Genomic DNA, 16132 nt, shown 5'->3' on the forward strand with positions numbered 1-16132 from the left:
CCGTCGCTCTCGTCAACGACCGACAGACACGAGGTGGGTGCGCGCACCGACCAGACCTGCCACCGCGTCGGGCATGCACTCTTCCGGCACGTCGACGACGACGAGTGCCCCGGTGCTGCGCATCATTCGCTCCGCGACATCGAGTCGGGTCAGGACGCGATCACGCTCGCCGGACCCGGTCAACCACACCGTGGAGCTTGCCCTGCACTCGTCGACGATGGCCGTCGCCTTCTCGTTCCAGGCAGATTCGACGTCCACGGAGACCACCGTCGTCGTCGGATCGTCGCGAAGATCCGACGGGGCGAATCGGTCGGGAAACGACCGCCCACAGTGTTCGATGGGCCGCGAGAGGATCCACCGAGAGACGTCGACGGGAACCTCCGAGTCCGCGGGAACCTGCGCGTAGCTCGAGATTCCCTTCCACGCGACCTCGGGAGCAGACTCGAGAAACCGCTCTAGCCCGACCTTTCCGGCGCGCGTCATGTACGCCACCATCAGTTGCTCCACGGGCAGATCCATCCGCAGAGGGAAGGACTCCCACCACTGTTCACTGCGCACGGCAATCTGCTGGAGGTGTTCGACTGCGGGGCGACGCACCCGTTCGTACTCGGTGAGGGCATCGCCGACGGTCGCAGCCGACGCCAGTGCAGCATCGAGTGCGATGGCGTCTTCCATGGCCAACTTCGTTCCCGATCCGATCGAGTAATGGGCGGTGTGAGCGGCGTCCCCGAGGAGAACGACATTGTCCACCGACCACTTTCGGCACTTGACGGTTCGGAACTGCATCCACCTGGTCCGGTTTCCGATGAGCCTGTGATCCTGGAGGGTGTCGGCAAAGGCCGTCTCGAGGTAGCGCAACGACGCCTCGTCACTGTCGGTCGGATCGGTGGCAGCGGTCGTGACGTCGAAGCCCGCGCGGTGCCACGCGTCGAGATCCGTCTCGATCAGGAACGTACTGCGATCCGGCGCATAGGGATACGCGTGTGCGACGAAAGTGCCGTGCTCGGTGGTGACGGGTACAAAAATGGCGCTTGCCAGTGCGAAATCCGTTCCACACCAGAGGTAGAGGCCGGTTCCGGTGCTGATGTCGGTGCCGAACCCCGGGTCTGCCGTTCGCGTTGCGCTGTTGATTCCGTCCGAGGCAATGACGAGGTCGACATCGAGATCGCCCGGTTCACGGCGTTCGCCGAATTCGAGCCGAACCCCTGCGTCACGCGCTTGCTCCTGCAGGACGGACAGCAGCGAGGTACGGGCCACAGCGAGCAGATCACCGTGGGCCAAGCGGGCGATCGACTCCCCCACCTGCATCGACATCTCGTGTGAATACGACTGGGCGACAATTGCATCGAGTGATGCAGCGTCGGCCCGACGTAGATTCCGCTGCGTCCGTGAGGCGAGGCCGACTCCGAACCCGAACGTGGTGTCCGGTGAACTCTGTTCGTAGACGGTGATCTCCGCGTTGGGATTGGACAGTTTCAGCAGCCGCGCGGCGTAGAGGCCACCTGGGCCCCCGCCGATGACTGCGACGCGGTCGAGTTTCATTGTTGCCTCTCGAGCTTCGCGGCGATGTCCAGCCGCAAACGCTTCTTGTCGATCTTGTTGACGTTGGTTCGGGGAAGCGCGTCGAGCCATTCGAGGCGCTCCGGCCATTTGAACTTGGCCACACCGAGTCCCGTGAGGTGGTCCTGCACGTCGGCCATCGTCAACGGGGCCCCGTCGGTGACGAGATACGCGCACGTCTTCTCGCCGAGTCGAGGGTCGGGCATCGCGACGACGGCCGCGCCCACGATGGCCGGATGGTCGAGCAGTAGAAGCTCCACCTCCTCGGCGTTGATCTTCTCGCCGCCGCGGTTGATGAGGTCTTTGATGCGCCCCTCGATCGTGACGTACCGCTCGCCGTCGACGACGGAGATCGAAGCCAGATCGCCGGTTCGGTAGAAGCCGTCGGAGGTGAAGGCAGTCCGATTGTGTTCGGGGGCACCGAAATACCCGGTGATCGTGTACGGGCCACGGCAACACAATTCGCCGACTTCCCCGTCGGGTAGCTCGATCTCCGTGCCGGGATCGAGAATGCGCACCTCGTCCTCGGCGCAGACAGGAGTACCGACTGTGGTGATTCGAGCGTCGCGAGGGGCGGCGACAGGGGTGACGGTGAGCAGGCCCTCGGACATCCCGAACAGTTGACCCGCCCAATGATCTCCGCCGTCGTCGACGCGGTCCATCAGTGCCGGTGAGACTTTGGCACCGGACAGGATCACGTGCCGCAGACGCTCACGCACGCGATCGAACTCGGGGCTCGACACGGCCTGGTAGTGACCGTGGCCGATCAACACCTCGGTGGCCTCCGCGCGCTCCATCAGGTCGAACGCCGATCCGACGTCGGCGGTCGCGAGTACCAGGCACGCGCCCACCGAATGCGAGGCGTGCAGACCGCAGGCGATCCCTGCGTTGTGCACGATGGGGATCAGATGGGCGACGCGGCTGTCCGCGGTCCACTCGAGCCGTTGGGCGTACATGAGTGCGTTGTTCCAGTACTCGGCATGGATCCGTGGGATGACCTTGGGCACTCCCGTTGTCCCTCCGGACAATTGAAATGCAACCACATCCTCGGGATCCGTCTCCGCCTCGATGGCCTCGACGAGAGCTCGGGCCTCGGTGGGATCGATGCCGCGCCCGAGGTCTTCCAGCCGCAGTTCGTCGGTCTCCACCGCCCCGACCGTCACCACGTGGCGAACGGTCTCGCTGCCCGCGGCATGTTCGTGCGCGAACGAGACCAGATCGAACGACGGCAGGCCGGCCTCGACCACATGCGCGACCGCGCCCACCGCCGCACCGATGTGCGCGATCTCGTGCATTCGGTGCGCGGCCAGCGTGGCGACCGGAACCAGTCCGGCCTTGATGCAGCCGTACCAGGCCAGCACCGTCTCGAGCCGGTTCGTCATCTGGAACAACACAGGGTCCAGGCGCGTCAGTCCCAGTCGAATCAATCCGGCAGCGACGGCGTCGGTACGACGGTCGAGTTCGGCGAACGTCATCGAACCCTCGGCGCTGATGATCGCGAGCCGGTCGGGATACCGAAGAGCGATGTCGTGGAACCGGCGACCTGTGGGCAGTGGACTCCACGAACCACTCCGGCGGTAGTGCTGCGCGCGATCCTCCGGGTATCCCACCAGCCGGCCGTCCCAGTCCGAGTGGGTCGCCTCGGCGGTCACCGTCATCGTTCGGCCACCGCTGGAAGCAATCGAGAGATCTCCAACGAATGATCGGGGTGATCGGCCGGGACGATTCCCGAGTACACGGCAGTCCAGCATCCCGGGCAGCACAGCTGACGGAACACGATGGGCGTGTCGACGTAGATGGACGGATCCGACGTCACCTGCGGCCCCGCCGCCGAGGACGGCCCCTCGTAGCGAGCCAGATCCAATACGCCGCTGGTCTTCTCGTCACCGAGCAAACGACCGCACTGTGCACAGGCGATGACCCGAACGTCTCCGACGGTCACCTCGGACAGGTTGTCGTCAAGACGTCTGGCCAGCGAGAGATCCATGATGGGAGCATCGGAGTGCTCAGTGGAACGCGTGCGCCGTTCGTCGATCATGTCTCGACGTCGTCGTGCAGTTGCTGCCTCGTCGACCTTTCCCGCGTCGATCACCACGCCGTAGACGACGTTCGCCCCCTCCGCGGTGACCTTGCCCTCGCGTAGGTCCACGACCACAGCCGCCGGATCGCGGTGCAGCGGATCTCCGTAGCCGCCGCCTCCCTGCCAATGCATGTACAGCACCTCACCGGGAGCGACATAGCTTTCGGCGTAGCACGCGCCGAATTCCTTTCCGCCGCCGAGCTCGTCGAGGGCTCCGGGAATCTTGCCGGCTGCGAACTGCTCGATGACGTCGGTACTGCGCGCCAGGATTTCGAGTCCGGTGTTGCCGGGATATCCGCCGGCGAGGCCGTTGTTCTGTGCCACGGCTTTACCCGCCGAGGCGAGGACGAGGCCCATCGGGAGTGAGGTGCCGTACGGCGTGACAGCGAGCGATGCACTGACGCCTCCGCGTTGACGACCGGGTCCACCGGAGTCGGGCTCTTCACGACGCCACAGAGTCAGCAGCGGGTAGAGGAACTCGGTCATTTCCGTATCGGGGATGCGCCCCATCGGAATACAGAAGAGTCCGCCGGTGTCCATGCCGTCTGCCGTCGGGCGTGCGCCGTAACCGCCTGCCATCGGTTCCATCATGATGTTGAGGAACGGAACGGGTTGTTCCCCGCGTTCGTCGAGGCCTGCGATCACGGCGGTGTCCCAGGTACCGCAGCACGCAGCCTGCACGCTCTTGCCGAGGTCGACCGATCTGTCGAGCATCTGCGACAGGCATTCGGCGATGAGTGTTCCGGTCAGCCAAGCAGGTCCGATGGGACCACGGCTGACCGCAGCCGGGAAGCTCGCGTTGTTGATAGTGCCTTCTTCGGAGACCAGATCGAAGCATCGCATCAATCCGCCTGCAGACCAGGGAATGTCACCCGCGAGGATCGGAAGCAACGCGAGCATGACGCCGCCGCGCATGCCCGCGTACGTGCAGTTGATGACGCCCGTCTGCTTGTCGGTGCCGGTGAAGTCGAACGTGAGATGGTCGTCGGTCTTGCTCATCGCCACGGTGATCTTGTGAACCTCGCGGTCACCGGTGTGCGACTGGTCCTGGTAGCCGGTGGCCTTCCAGGTCCCGTCGGGGAGCGAGGAGAGCTTGCTGCGCAGTCGTCCTTCGGCGTCGGTCATCATGCGCTTCATGACGGCTTTGACGGTGTCGGCACCGTACTGCTCGATGACCGCAAGCATGCGGTTGCGGCCGACGGTGTTCGCGCCGATCTTGGCGCGCAGGTCGAGCCCGACCAGCATGGGAACGCGGGAGCGTCGAACCCAGAGATCCGCGATGTCGCGTTGTAGCTCGTAATCGCGGACCACCTTGACCGGTGGAGTCGGAAGCGATTCGGAGAACACGTCTTTCGCCGACGGATCGAACGATCCCAGGCCGGAACCACCGAGGTCGGGTTCGTGGCAGATCGCACTGGTCCAGGCGAACAGCTTGCCCTCGTGGAAGATGGGTTGGTAGACGATGACGTCACTCTGATGCAGTCCCCCGCCGACCCATGGGTCGTTGCACAGGAACATGTCACCCGGCGCGATTCCGGGGTTGGTGGCACGGTGTTGCAAGGTCCAGTAGATCGCCAGGTCGACGGCTCCGACGAGCATGGTGTTGTAGAGGCCCACCTGAACCTCCTGTCCCAGTTCGTCACTGATCGCGAAGTCGAAATCGTTCGCGTCGGTGACGATGGGTGAGCCCGACATTCGTTTGAGTGCCTCGCCCATCTCGTCGGTGACCGACCAGAGTCGGTGTCGGATGACCTCGTAGGTCAGCGGGTCGAGCTCGTCGATCTGCTGCTGGGTGACGGTGTGCACCGGCAGCGTCGGTGGCAGGGTGCGGGCGAGGGCGTCGGGGTCGACGGGGCGGGACGAGAAGATCTCGGACCCGGGAATTGCGGATGTCATGGTTCGGTTCTCCTGTGGTCTCAGCCGGCGACGATGTTGAGGTTGCCGAGGCGGTCGACAGTTCCGGTGGTGCCGTGCGGGACGACGACTGTGGTCGTCGGGACTTCGACGATGGCGGGGCCGGCGAGCACGTGCCCGGCGGCGAGCTTGCTGTAGTCGTAGATGTCGGTGTCGACGTAGCCGATTCGGCCGTCCAAGTTGACTTTTCGGGTGCCGATGCGAGCGACCGAGGCGTCGGCGGAGTCGGCCGACTTCAGCTCGGGGAGCGTCGGTGAGAACGGCAGGACGCCGGTTGCACGCACGCGGTAGGTGATCGCCTGAATACCTGCTTCACGGAAACCGCTGTCCTTCCCGTACAAGTCTGCGTAGCGCTGCTCGAAGAGGTCGGACGCGTGTGCGACGCTCGACGAGTCGAGCGAGCCTTCGGGAATGGTGGTGGCAACCTCTGCCAACTGCATCGTGTACCGCATGTCGATTTCACGTTCGACCTGGACAGACGTGAAATTGAGTCCTTGTCGACCGAGGGCTTCACGGACTCGCTTCTCGAGGCCGTCGAAATTAGCTTCTGCGCGAGCAGGATCGAGCGGCATCGCCGCCGGGTCGGACAGCTCGGCCGCGAGGACGATGTTCGACGACGCAAGACCGTAGGCCGAGAACGCCGATGCCACCTGCCCGAGCGGAACGATGACTTCCTTGACGCCGACTTCGGCGGCATAGGCAGCGCAATGCGACGGGCCGGCTCCACCGAATGCGTAGAGAACGAAGTTGCGCGGATCGTGCCCGGCTTCGACGACGGTCTTGCGCAGAAGGTCGCCGGTCTGTGCGTTCTGGACGGCATAGATCGCGGCGGCTGCGTCCTCGATCGACAGACCGAGCGGTTCCGCGATGCGGCGTCGAATGGCCTCGCGCGCCAGCTCTTTGTCGAGTGGTTTGCGACCACCGAGCAATCCGCGTTCGGGGAGGATCCCGAGGACGAGATTGGCGTCGGCATTGGTGGGTTCGGTGCCACCCTGTCCGTAACAGGCAGGTCCGGGTACCGCCTGGGCGCTGTGCGGCCCGATCTGGAGGTTGCCGCCGGCATCCACCCACGCGATGGCACCGCCACCGGAGCCGATGGCGTGCACCTGCAGCGTGGGCACGTTGATCGGGTGGTGATTGATGATGGTGCTCGACGCACGCACCGGCTCACCGTCCACGACGAGGCCGACGAGGAAGGTGGTGCCGCCGACGTCGGTGGCGATGATGTTCTTGTGACCGAGCTGTTTTCCGAGTGATACCGCACCGACCACGCCGCCGGTCAACACGGACCCGACTGTGCTGATCGCGTTCTTCGGGGCCTCGGCTGCGGCAACGGCACCGCCGTTGCTCTGCATCACCAGGAGTGGGCCGGCGAGGTCGAGGGCGCGAAGCTTCTTTTCCAACGAGCCGAGGTAGTCGCGCAATCCCGGGCCGATCTGGGTACTCATGATCGTCGTCGCGTTACGCGCGAACTCACGGATGCGCGGGCTCACCTCGGAGGACAGCGAGACGAACATGTCGGGGTCGATCTCGTGGACCAGCTCACGAATGCGCTGCTCGTGCACAGGGTTACGGAACGACCAGAGCAGCGAGACCGCGATGCCGGAGACGCCGTCGTCGACGAGGCTTCGGATGGCGACGCGCGCGGACTCCTCGTCCAGCGCGACGACGACCGTGCCGTCACGGTCGAGGCGTTCGGTGACCTCGAGTGCGTGTCGCTTGGGGACGAGACCGTGGGACTTGCTCTGTCCCAACACGTTCTGCAGTTGCTCGGGAGAGCCACCGAGGTAACGGCCCTCCACGTTCATGATGTAGATCGAATCCCGATGCCCCTTGGTGGTCAGGAATCCGACCGGCGGAACGTTGCCCATCACCAGAGCATTGAGCGAGGACGTGGTGCCGTGCGCGATGTGGTGGGTGTTCGCGAGCATTTCCTGCACCGGGCATCCGAGTTGTTCGGCCAACGCTTCGAGAACGTCGATGACCCCCTGGGAATAGTCGGGTGGAGTCGAGGGCGCTTTTGCAGCGACCACGGTGCCGGAACTGTCGTCGAGTACTGCGTCCGTGAACGTTCCGCCGACGTCCACTCCGATCACATAGGTCATGCCGGTGTGCTCCTTAGGTCCGAGTCGAAGACGTTCTGGCGTGTGAGAGCGAAACACCCTCGAACACTGCTTACGTCTGCGTCGAGTATTCGACGTGACCGACGACATGTCAAGCATGAATGTGAGTGCTGCCACTTCCCTCGATACTGCCCGACCGGACACCCGGATTCGATTCCCCAGCTCCAGGCCGCTTGACGAATCGTCGCAAACGTCGAATACTCGTCATCAGCGTCAATTACCGAAAGGCAGTTCATGAGTATTCATCGTGTGGGCTTGGTCGTACCGAGCTCCAACGTCACCGTGGAAACGGAGATGCCCGCCCTGTTGGCGCGACATCGAGATGCCCGGTTCTCGTTCCACTCCTCGCGCATGCGCATGCAGGCCGTGTCGCCGGAGCAATTGCGGGCCATGAACGCCCAGCGCGAACGATGCATCCTCGAGTTGGGCGATGCCGGAATCGACGCAATTCTCTACGCGTGCCTCGTCGCCCTCATGGTCGCGGGACCCGGGGAACACCAACGGGTCGAGGGGCTGATCGCGGAACAACTCGCCACGGGTGGATCCGATGCAGCCGTCAGGTCGAGCGCGGGCGCTCTCGTGGAAGGCCTGCGGGCTCTGGACGCGAAGAACATCGTTCTGGTGACGCCGTACATGCGACCGCTCGCGGAGAAGGTGGTCGAGTACATCGAGGCCGAGGGCATTCGCGTCCTCGACTGGCGTGCACTCGAGGTCTCCGACAACGCCGAAGTCGGCTGCATCCCAGGCGAACGAGTCATGGACGCGGCACGGTCCCTGGATCTCACAGGTGCCGACGCCCTGGTGATTTCCGCGTGCGTACAGATGCCGTCCCTACCGCTCGTCCAGGCTGCCGAGGACGAGTTCGGCATCCCCGTTCTGTCGGCCGCGACGGCAGGTGCCTACAGCCTGCTCCGTGCGCTGGACCTACCCGTCGATCTCCCGGACGCCGGCTCACTGCTCCGGGCAGACGCCGTCGTCACCTCGTAGATCGTCACTTTCGTAGAGAGGAAATCTTCATGTCCGACTTGCCACACAAGGTCCGGGGCGTCGACCACGTCGCCTACCCCACGTTCGATCCGGCGGCAACGGTCGAGTTCTATCGCGACGTGCTCGGCTTCCCCGTCGTCCACTCCATCTGCGCCGCAGGGTGGGGCCCGGAGAAGCATCCCGACTTCATTCACTTCTTCTTCGACATCGGCAACGACGACCGACTCGCGTTCTTCTACTACTTCGGCCTCGAACCGTTCGACGGTGGACCACAGGGTGATTCCTATTCACGCTTCGCCGAGGACGTACCGATCTTCTTCATCCGCTCGCGTCACCTGGCAATCCACGTCGACAGCGAAGAAGACCTGATGGAATACCGGCGGCGGCTGGACGGCAGCGACTGGCCCGTGGAGATGCAGATCCAACACGAGACGATCGAGTCGATCTACACACACGATCCCAACGGCTACATGATCGAGCTCACCCGCGCGATGCGTCCGGTCACGCCGCAGGAAGACCTCGACGCGAACCTCACGATCGACGCCCTGATCGACGTCGTTCGCGGACCCGACCCGAGCATGGCGAACCTGTTGACCCGCAAGGCCGAACTGATCGTCGAACGTGCGGCCGACTGGTCGGCCGAGAACGAGGTGGGGGTTTCGTGACCACGTTGTACGTACTCGACATTCCCGAGAACACCACTATCGCATCGGTGGCCGACATCGACCCAGCCGTACGCGTCGACCACGTCGGCCCGTACTTCCGCATAGTCTCGGACGGGGACATCGTCATCGATCGTCGGGCCACCGGATGCAGGCACGCCGTCTGGTACAGCAGCGTCTCCGGGCTGTCGCAGTCTCGAATCACACAGTGGGACAAAGACGCCCTGCGCGTCGAGCAGTCATGACTCGGACCCGACTCGGCGCAGGCCGGTACATCGATGCCGCCGAGGCTCCGTCGAACACGGTGACCTCGGCGCACGAGCTCACCACCGCGGACGGCGCCAAGGTCAGCGGTGTGTTGCGCACGGTCCCCGGTGCCGAGACGGTCGTTGCCCTGATGCACCCGAGACAGGACCTGACGCATCACGTTCTCGTGCCCGAGTTGCTCGCCCGCGGATACGCAGTGTGGACTCAGGGCACGCGATCGGTGAACAACGACATCTCCCTGGTGCACGAGCAGGCATTGCTCGACGCCGCCGCCGGGCAGGTGTTCCTACGCTCGCGCTCCTTCGATCACGTTGTGACGCTGGGACACTCGGGCGGTGGCACCCTGTTCGCGTTCTACCACGAGCAAGCCGGTCTCGCGCCCGGGGATCGGCTGGCGGCAACGCCTGCAGGTCGACCGATCGACCTCGCGTCCGCGGAGATGCCAGTGCCGGACGGTGCGATATTCATGGCTCCGCACCCCGGACAGGGTGCGCTGCTGCTGCGACTGATCGATCCGTCCGTCGTCGACGAATCGGACCCCATGTCCGTCGACCCGGCACTCGATCCCTTCGACACGGCGAACGGATTTGTCGACGTACCTGAAAGCTCCACCTATTCCACCGATTTCGTTCAGAGGTATCGCGCCGCTCAGCTCGAGCGAGTCGCTCGGCTCGACGCGATCGCGCGGTCACGGGTCGCCGAAGCATCCGCTGCCCGACGGCGTTTCGAGACAAGCGGCAATCCTGCCGATCGTCGAGATGCGTTGGCACCGAGATTACTGACCGTCTATCGAACCGACGCGGACCTGAGGTTCATGGACCAGTCGCTGAGCCCCAACGCTCGCCCCTACGGTTCGTTGTTCGGCCGACGGCCGGATCTGACGAATTACGGACTCGTCGGTTTCGCTCGCTTGTCGACGCCGGATGCCTGGCTGTCGACATGGTCCGGTCCGAGCTCCAATGCCGACTTCGTTCGGTGCGCACCGTCGGTCACGGTCCCGTCGTTGTTCGTCGAATTGACCGGCGATCAGGCGTGTTTTCCGGAGGACGCGTCGAGGATGGTCGAGGCTCTGGGCTCAGTGGACAAGTCCCGCGTAGCGATCGAGGGCACCCACTTCGGTGGCCCCATTCGCGACGGCGCGCCCACCGGCGCTTCTCTGGCCGCCGCCGACATCGGTGCCTGGTTGTCCCGACACTTCATCTGACCCTCTCGCGAGCGGAATATCATGTCACGTAACACTTTTTCTCCCGTCGTTGCGCTGTGCCTGGCGGCCTTGACGTTGGAGGGGTACGACCTTCTGATGTACGGAACGGTGGTGCCGTCGCTGCTGGCGTACGAGCCGTGGGATCTGGATCCGGCGACCGTCGGTGTACTCGGATCCGTGGTGGGCGTCGGCATGTTGGTCGGGGCACTGGCCGCTGGCAGCATCGCAGATCGCTGGGGTAGACGACGTGCCTTGATCGCCGCGGTCGCTTTGTTCTCGGCCGCAATGGGATGCTGTGCACTTGCGCCCTCGCCCGAGATGTTCGGAGCAGCGCGATTTGTCGTCGGCGTCGGGGCAGGAGTTCTGATGCCGACCGCGGCGTCGATGCTGATCGAATTTTCCCGGCTCGACACCAGGGCACGAACGGTCGCACTGGGATTCGTGGGCACCAGTGTCGGCGGTATCGCGGCCGGAATCCTGTCCCTGTGGCTCGTTCCGGAGTTCGGCTTCCGAGCGATGTTCGCGGCTGGAATGATCCCGGCGTTGTTGATTCTGCCGATGATGGTCCGATATCTCCCCGAATCGCCCGCTTTCCTGAACTCGCAGGGCAGGAGCGATGCGGCACAGACGATCTCGAATCGGTACGGTCTCGCGGAGGTAGAGGAGAACCCCGGCAGTGATCCGACATCGACTGATCGCGGAATCGGTGCGCTGTTCACCGCGAACCGTGCGCGAGTGACGTTGTCCTTCTGGGTGATGACCCTGTTGTGTCTCCTCGTGTTGTTCGGCGTCGCGACCTGGTTGCCTGCGGTGATGCGATCGGCCGGATACCCGCTCGGCGCAGCACTGTCGTTCCTGCTGGTGCTCAACGTGGGCGGTGCAGTGGGCGCGCTCGGCGGCGCCTATCTGGCGGACCGGTTCGGAATCAAACCTGTGACTACCCTCGGATTCCTCAGTGCAGCAGTGTCGTTGGCACTGATTGCGACCACTCCCCCGATCTGGATCGTGTACGTTCTGGTGCTGATCGCAGGAATGGGAACGACCGGGACGCAGATCCTGCTGAACACCTTCATCGGAAGTTACTACCCCGTGTCGTGCCGAACCACAGGACTGGGCGTCGCACTCGCGGTGGGACGACTCGGCGCGATCGTCGGTCCCACGTACGGCGGACTGTTCGTTGCCGCCGGCGCGGGAACCAGCACTCAGCTGTTGGCTTTCGCCTTGCCTGCGATCATCGGTGCCGGTGTGACGATTCTGATTCCGGCTGGACGGCGTTTGTCGGCCGCCGCGGCGACTGTCTCCACCCCCAGCGGTCGGTCAACCGGCCGACTGTAGCGCGGATAGAAACATGCGCAGATCCGCCGCAAGGCGCACCGGCTCCTCCATCGCCGCGAAGTGACCACCGAGATCCGGGACCTCCGTCCAGTGCACGATGTCGAACTCCTGTTCCGCAAGGTGCCTGATGCCGATGTCGTGCGCGAACATGATGGCACCCACCGGTTGTGACGGCTTTGCCTTTGGACCGTCCCAAGCCCCTCCGTCCGCCGCGTAGACGGTGTAGGCGGCGCTACCGGCGCTCCGCGTCAACCAGTACAGGGTGACGTGGGCGAGAATCCGGTTGCGGCCGAGAGCACCGTCCGGTTCCTCGTCGAACGGGTAGGTCCACGCGCGGAATTTGTCCAGCATCCACGACAACTGACCGATGGGACTGTCCGTCAGAGCGGCACCGATCAGTTGTGGACGCGTCGACTGGATGGAGATGTACCCGAACTCCGACTCCATGAACTCGCCCACGCGCCGGTAACGGTCCAATTCGGTTTCGCTGCAACGCTTCTGTTCTGCCTCGTCGGGTTCCTGGAAGGGTGCGCCGATGGACCCGTTGACATGTATGGCCGTGCAGTGCTCCGGATCGAGACGACCCATCGCCGGTGCGACTCCTGCACCGTAATCGCCGCCCTGCACCACATAGGAGCCGTATCCGAGGAAGCTCATCAACTCCACGAACGCCTGTGCGACGCGATCGGTACTCCACCCGTCGCCTGCCAGCGGCGTGGAGAAAGCGAATCCTGGGACCGATGGCACGATAACGTCGAATGCCTGGAGGTCGGCGTCGTCCGGCTCGGTGAGTAGTGGAATGAGGTCGAGGAACTCCAGGTACGACCCCGGCCACCCGTGACACAGCAGCACTGGAGTCGAGTCGGAGCGCGAGGACCGCACGTGCAGGTAGTGGATACGCTGCCCGTCGATCTCAACCATGAATTGAGGGAACGACGCGAGCCGCTTCTCCACCTCTCGCCAGCTGAAGTCGTCGACCCAGGTGCTCGCCATCGAACGAAGCACGGACACAGGGACTCCGGTACTCCAGTCGTCGGTACCGAGGGGCTCGGGCAGACGTGCGTCGCGAACACGTCGAACCAAGTCGTCGAGCTCCGACTGCGGGACGTCGACAACAAACGGGATGGGAGGCTCAGTGATTGTCATGATGTCATCATGAGACCTATCGCGGACAGCTACGGTCCGCAATCACGACCGATCGGCCGCGCGACTCGATCGGGCCCACTTCCACACCTCACCCACCGAACAGTGCACTCAGCGCCGGTCCTACGTCGCGGTAGGTCTTGATGGTCCGTATACGTCCGTGACCTATGCGAGCGAGATCCCGTCCGAGGTCGACGTCCTTCTCCCCGGACGTGTCCAGCAATACATCGAGGCGCGGAATTCTCGCCGCGGTCGGTCGCGGATCGGGACCGGCATTGTGGACGCAGTCCGAGAGCAGAAGAACCCGCGCATCGGGGGCGGATACCGTGCGCAGGAGCCCCGCCGCGGTCTCGAGCGCGAACTGCACATTGGTCAGCCCCCGCGCCGGGATGCGGAGAACGGTGTCGAGAATTCCCAGCGGGGTCCGTGAGTCGCCGAATCGAGTCAGTACGGCCGCGTCGGACCAGAACGCGACGACAGCCAGGTTGTCTCGATTCATCTCATTGGTCAGAGCGCCGACGGTCGCGGCCGCAGTCCGTACCCGTTCACCTTTCATCGACCCGGAGATGTCGACCACCAGCACGATGGAATGTTTGGTGTGACGGCGTTCTCGGACGACGATGTCATCCTCTTCGGGTATCGGGTTTGCCGCCAACACGTCCAGAGTGCGGTCGAGATCGATCTCGTCACTGCCACCTCGGTAGCGCAGAGACGTCAGCTCGCCGGCACCACGTCGCGCGCGTGCATCGAGCCGTGGACGTCGAACTGCCAAACGCGCCGCGATCTTCCGGGCGCGGGCCCGCGTCGCGGCGTCGGCAGTCGACTCGTTCTCGGTCGCGTCGTTCAGCGGAATCACTTCGGCCGATTCCTCGGTGAACCCGGGTGCCGACGGGTTGTTCTCACCGACAGCCTTACCCGGCTTGCTGCGCCCCTCGGCGATCAGCACCGCACCGCTCCCGCCGCCCGGACGGAACACCGACGGTGACTCCGTCAGCTGTTTCGGCCTGCGTCGCAACGGCTTCAGAGTCCCCGACGACCGACGGGTCCCCGGTCGTGTGATCGGCGATTCGACCTCGACGGCTCTTCAACCAGGTGCCGCCGCGGCGGGGTGCAACACGAAGTGGTCCTGCCAGATGGTGTGCAAAATCGATTCTGCTGGTACGTCGGATGTCTCGTCGACGTGAATGCGCCCGGAGAGGGCCACGTACATCGCGTCGAGCATCACCTGCTGGTAGTCCTCGGGTAGATCTCTGGGTGGATCGATGTCGGTGGAGAGGGGAAGGTTCACTCCCCGCAGCTCTGCCAGTTGCTGTGCGACGAGGGTGAGATCGATTGCCCCGCGCACACTGCTGCCCTGGACGATGTCCTCGTGCTCACGCGTCATCCGGGTGATGGCTACCGCGTCGGCAACGATTCGTACGGAGTCGGATTCGCTGCGTAGGCCCACGATGCCGCGTTCGGCTTCGGCATCCTGGTAGCCGATGGCGAGGCGACAGAGGCGGTCGTGGACGCTCGTCGAGAGCCGCGTCGTGCCGACGTTGTCGTAGGGATTCATCGATGCCACGAGGCGGAACGTCGGTAATGCGTGGACGGTTCCCACGCGCGGGATCACGATACGTCGTTCCGCCATCGCGGTCAGAAGCGTGTTCAGGGTGTCCTCGGGTGCGCGGTTGAACTCTTCGATGTAGAGGAAACCGCCGGTGCGCATCGCCTCGATCAGCGGTCCCGGTACGAAGTTGTCCTCGCTGTAATCCTCGCGAAGAACCCGAGCCGGGTTGTGGTGCCCGACAATTCGAGCCGGTGTCAGATCGGCGTTGCCCTCGACGAAGAACAGTGGAATGGCCCACTCGGACGTGATCGCGTCGAGCAGAGTGCTTTTGCTGGTGCCGGGCGGACCCTCGAGGAGCAGGTCGCGCCCGGCCGCGACCGCTGCCAACAGGAGATCGAGTTCACGATCTCGACCGACGAGGTGCGTCGCAATCCGGCGGCGCACCTCACCGATCGACGCAGTGCCGGTCATTTGACGGTGTACCCCGCATCGACCGGAAGCGTTGCACCCGTGATGTATCGAGCATCGTCCGAGACCAAGAACGCTATGGCGTTCGAGATGTCGATTGCCTCGATCCACGGAACCGGCAATGTGTTGGTGCTCTGGAAGATCGGTGCCGACTTCTCTCGGGACGGGTTCGGATCATCGGGCGCGAACAACCCCCATGTCTTGGGATTCTGGATCATGACGGTGTCCACGCCGGTCGGGTGAACCGTGTTCACGCGAATACTGTGTTGGCCGAATTCGTTTGCCAGAGTGCGCATTATGCCGACGACACCATGCTTGGCCGCGGTGTAGTGCACCGTGTTCGGTGTACCTTTCAGTCCGGCCGTCGAACTCGTCAACACGATGGAACCACCGCGGCCGCCTGCGATCAGATGCGGCAGTGCAACTTTGCAGGTGTTCCAGACGCCGGTGAGGTTGACGTCGATCATGTTCTGCCACGCGTCGTCGGTGATGTCGAGGGCAGGCGCGATCTCGAACACTCCTGCGTTGCCCAGGACGATGTCGAGGCGGCCCAGTTCGGCGACGCCGTCGTCGACGGCCTTCCTCAGCGCGGCCGAGTCGCGAACATCGGCCTTGGTGGCCACGATCCGTCGGTCGAGCGCCTCGACCTGCTTCACCGTTTCGGCCAGATCTGCGTCGTTTGCCGGTGGATACATTTCGATGGTGTCGACCGGTCCACACAGGTCGACGGCAATGATGTCCGCACCCTCCTGAGCGAGGCGTATCGCGTGACTTCGCCCCTGACTGCGAGCGGCACCGGTGATGAACGCGACCTTACCTTCCAACTTTCCCATGTCCGTC

At 64.2% G+C, this 16132-nt stretch carries 13 protein-coding genes; 5 read left to right on the plus strand and 8 right to left on the minus strand.

All coding sequences use genetic code 11. From position 1 onward, the window contains the following. Nucleotides 1-12: 12 nt before the first annotated feature. From CH295_RS02205 to CH295_RS02220, 4 genes are read right to left on the minus strand one after another with little or no spacing between them, the layout of a single operon-like run. Entirely contained in the window at nucleotides 13-1542 is a 1530-nt protein-coding gene (locus tag CH295_RS02205; protein WP_094739648.1) for an FAD-dependent monooxygenase, read from the minus strand. Continuing rightward, on the minus strand, nucleotides 1539-3218 hold the full coding sequence (locus CH295_RS02210; protein ID WP_094739649.1) for a (2,3-dihydroxybenzoyl)adenylate synthase: 1680 nt from the start codon (nucleotides 3216-3218) through the stop codon (nucleotides 1539-1541). The genes CH295_RS02205 and CH295_RS02210 overlap by 4 nt, the downstream gene beginning before the upstream one ends. Continuing rightward, the gene (locus CH295_RS02215; RefSeq protein WP_094739650.1) at nucleotides 3215-5536 is read right to left on the minus strand and encodes a hydantoinase B/oxoprolinase family protein; all 2322 of its coding nucleotides are present in this window, start codon (nucleotides 5534-5536) and stop codon (nucleotides 3215-3217) included. The genes CH295_RS02210 and CH295_RS02215 overlap by 4 nt, the downstream gene beginning before the upstream one ends. 20 nt (nucleotides 5537-5556) lie before the next feature. Beyond that, on the minus strand, nucleotides 5557-7659 hold the full coding sequence (locus CH295_RS02220; RefSeq protein ID WP_094739651.1) for a hydantoinase/oxoprolinase family protein: 2103 nt from the start codon (nucleotides 7657-7659) through the stop codon (nucleotides 5557-5559). A 252-nt stretch (nucleotides 7660-7911) separates the two neighbouring features. Between CH295_RS02220 and CH295_RS02225 the strand changes: the two genes are divergently transcribed. Genes CH295_RS02225 through CH295_RS02245 form a run of 5 tightly spaced genes read left to right on the plus strand, consistent with a single transcriptional unit; the run spans nucleotide 7912 to nucleotide 12132 of the window. Then, nucleotides 7912-8664, plus strand: a complete 753-nt coding sequence (locus CH295_RS02225) for a maleate cis-trans isomerase family protein (protein ID WP_037176300.1) — start codon at nucleotides 7912-7914, stop codon at nucleotides 8662-8664. A 29-nt stretch (nucleotides 8665-8693) separates the two neighbouring features. Beyond that, entirely contained in the window at nucleotides 8694-9329 is a 636-nt protein-coding gene (locus tag CH295_RS02230) for a VOC family protein (protein ID WP_037192410.1), read from the plus strand. Continuing rightward, complete coding sequence (locus CH295_RS02235; protein ID WP_094739652.1) at nucleotides 9326-9571, plus strand: hypothetical protein; 246 nt, start codon at nucleotides 9326-9328, stop codon at nucleotides 9569-9571. Before CH295_RS02230 ends, CH295_RS02235 begins: the two co-directional genes overlap by 4 nt. After that, on the plus strand, nucleotides 9568-10797 hold the full coding sequence (locus tag CH295_RS02240) for an alpha/beta hydrolase (protein ID WP_094739653.1): 1230 nt from the start codon (nucleotides 9568-9570) through the stop codon (nucleotides 10795-10797). Before CH295_RS02235 ends, CH295_RS02240 begins: the two co-directional genes overlap by 4 nt. 21 nt (nucleotides 10798-10818) lie before the next feature. After that, on the plus strand, nucleotides 10819-12132 hold the full coding sequence (locus tag CH295_RS02245) for an MFS transporter (RefSeq protein ID WP_094739654.1): 1314 nt from the start codon (nucleotides 10819-10821) through the stop codon (nucleotides 12130-12132). Here the strand turns inward: CH295_RS02245 and CH295_RS02250 are convergent. The 4 genes from CH295_RS02250 to CH295_RS02265 all read right to left on the minus strand — a co-directional run bounded on the left by CH295_RS02250 (nucleotide 12115) and on the right by CH295_RS02265 (nucleotide 16125). Continuing rightward, on the minus strand, nucleotides 12115-13278 hold the full coding sequence (locus CH295_RS02250) for an epoxide hydrolase family protein (protein ID WP_094739655.1): 1164 nt from the start codon (nucleotides 13276-13278) through the stop codon (nucleotides 12115-12117). The genes CH295_RS02245 and CH295_RS02250 overlap by 18 nt on opposite strands. Nucleotides 13279-13366: 88 nt before the next feature. Next, a complete protein-coding gene (locus tag CH295_RS02255; RefSeq protein WP_094739656.1) occupies nucleotides 13367-14290 on the minus strand; it encodes a vWA domain-containing protein in 924 nt (307 codons plus the stop codon). A gap of 69 nt (nucleotides 14291-14359) precedes the next feature. Continuing rightward, complete coding sequence (locus CH295_RS02260; protein ID WP_094739657.1) at nucleotides 14360-15295, minus strand: AAA family ATPase; 936 nt, start codon at nucleotides 15293-15295, stop codon at nucleotides 14360-14362. Continuing rightward, entirely contained in the window at nucleotides 15292-16125 is an 834-nt protein-coding gene (locus CH295_RS02265; RefSeq protein WP_094739658.1) for a mycofactocin-coupled SDR family oxidoreductase, read from the minus strand. Before CH295_RS02265 ends, CH295_RS02260 begins: the two co-directional genes overlap by 4 nt. Nucleotides 16126-16132: the final 7 nt, after the last annotated feature.

It is taken from the genome of Rhodococcus sp. 14-2483-1-2 (assembly GCF_002259405.1).
Taxonomy (GTDB): Bacteria; Actinomycetota; Actinomycetes; order Mycobacteriales; family Mycobacteriaceae; genus Rhodococcoides.

What these genes read in the sequence shown, in the direction of transcription:
- CH295_RS02205 (WP_094739648.1), bottom strand. Translation starts at nt 1,542, where the DNA reads ATGAAACTCGACCGCGTCGCAGTCATCGGCGGGGGCCCAGGTGGCCTC.
- CH295_RS02210 (WP_094739649.1), bottom strand. Translation starts at nt 3,218, where the DNA reads ATGACGGTGACCGCCGAGGCGACCCACTCGGACTGGGACGGCCGGCTG.
- CH295_RS02215 (WP_094739650.1), bottom strand. Translation starts at nt 5,536, where the DNA reads ATGACATCCGCAATTCCCGGGTCCGAGATCTTCTCGTCCCGCCCCGTC.
- CH295_RS02220 (WP_094739651.1), bottom strand. Translation starts at nt 7,659, where the DNA reads ATGACCTATGTGATCGGAGTGGACGTCGGCGGAACGTTCACGGACGCA.
- CH295_RS02225 (WP_037176300.1), top strand. Translation starts at nt 7,912, where the DNA reads ATGAGTATTCATCGTGTGGGCTTGGTCGTACCGAGCTCCAACGTCACC.
- CH295_RS02230 (WP_037192410.1), top strand. Translation starts at nt 8,694, where the DNA reads ATGTCCGACTTGCCACACAAGGTCCGGGGCGTCGACCACGTCGCCTAC.
- CH295_RS02240 (WP_094739653.1), top strand. Translation starts at nt 9,568, where the DNA reads ATGACTCGGACCCGACTCGGCGCAGGCCGGTACATCGATGCCGCCGAG.
- CH295_RS02245 (WP_094739654.1), top strand. Translation starts at nt 10,819, where the DNA reads ATGTCACGTAACACTTTTTCTCCCGTCGTTGCGCTGTGCCTGGCGGCC.
- CH295_RS02250 (WP_094739655.1), bottom strand. Translation starts at nt 13,278, where the DNA reads ATGACAATCACTGAGCCTCCCATCCCGTTTGTTGTCGACGTCCCGCAG.
- CH295_RS02260 (WP_094739657.1), bottom strand. Translation starts at nt 15,295, where the DNA reads ATGACCGGCACTGCGTCGATCGGTGAGGTGCGCCGCCGGATTGCGACG.
- CH295_RS02265 (WP_094739658.1), bottom strand. Translation starts at nt 16,125, where the DNA reads ATGGGAAAGTTGGAAGGTAAGGTCGCGTTCATCACCGGTGCCGCTCGC.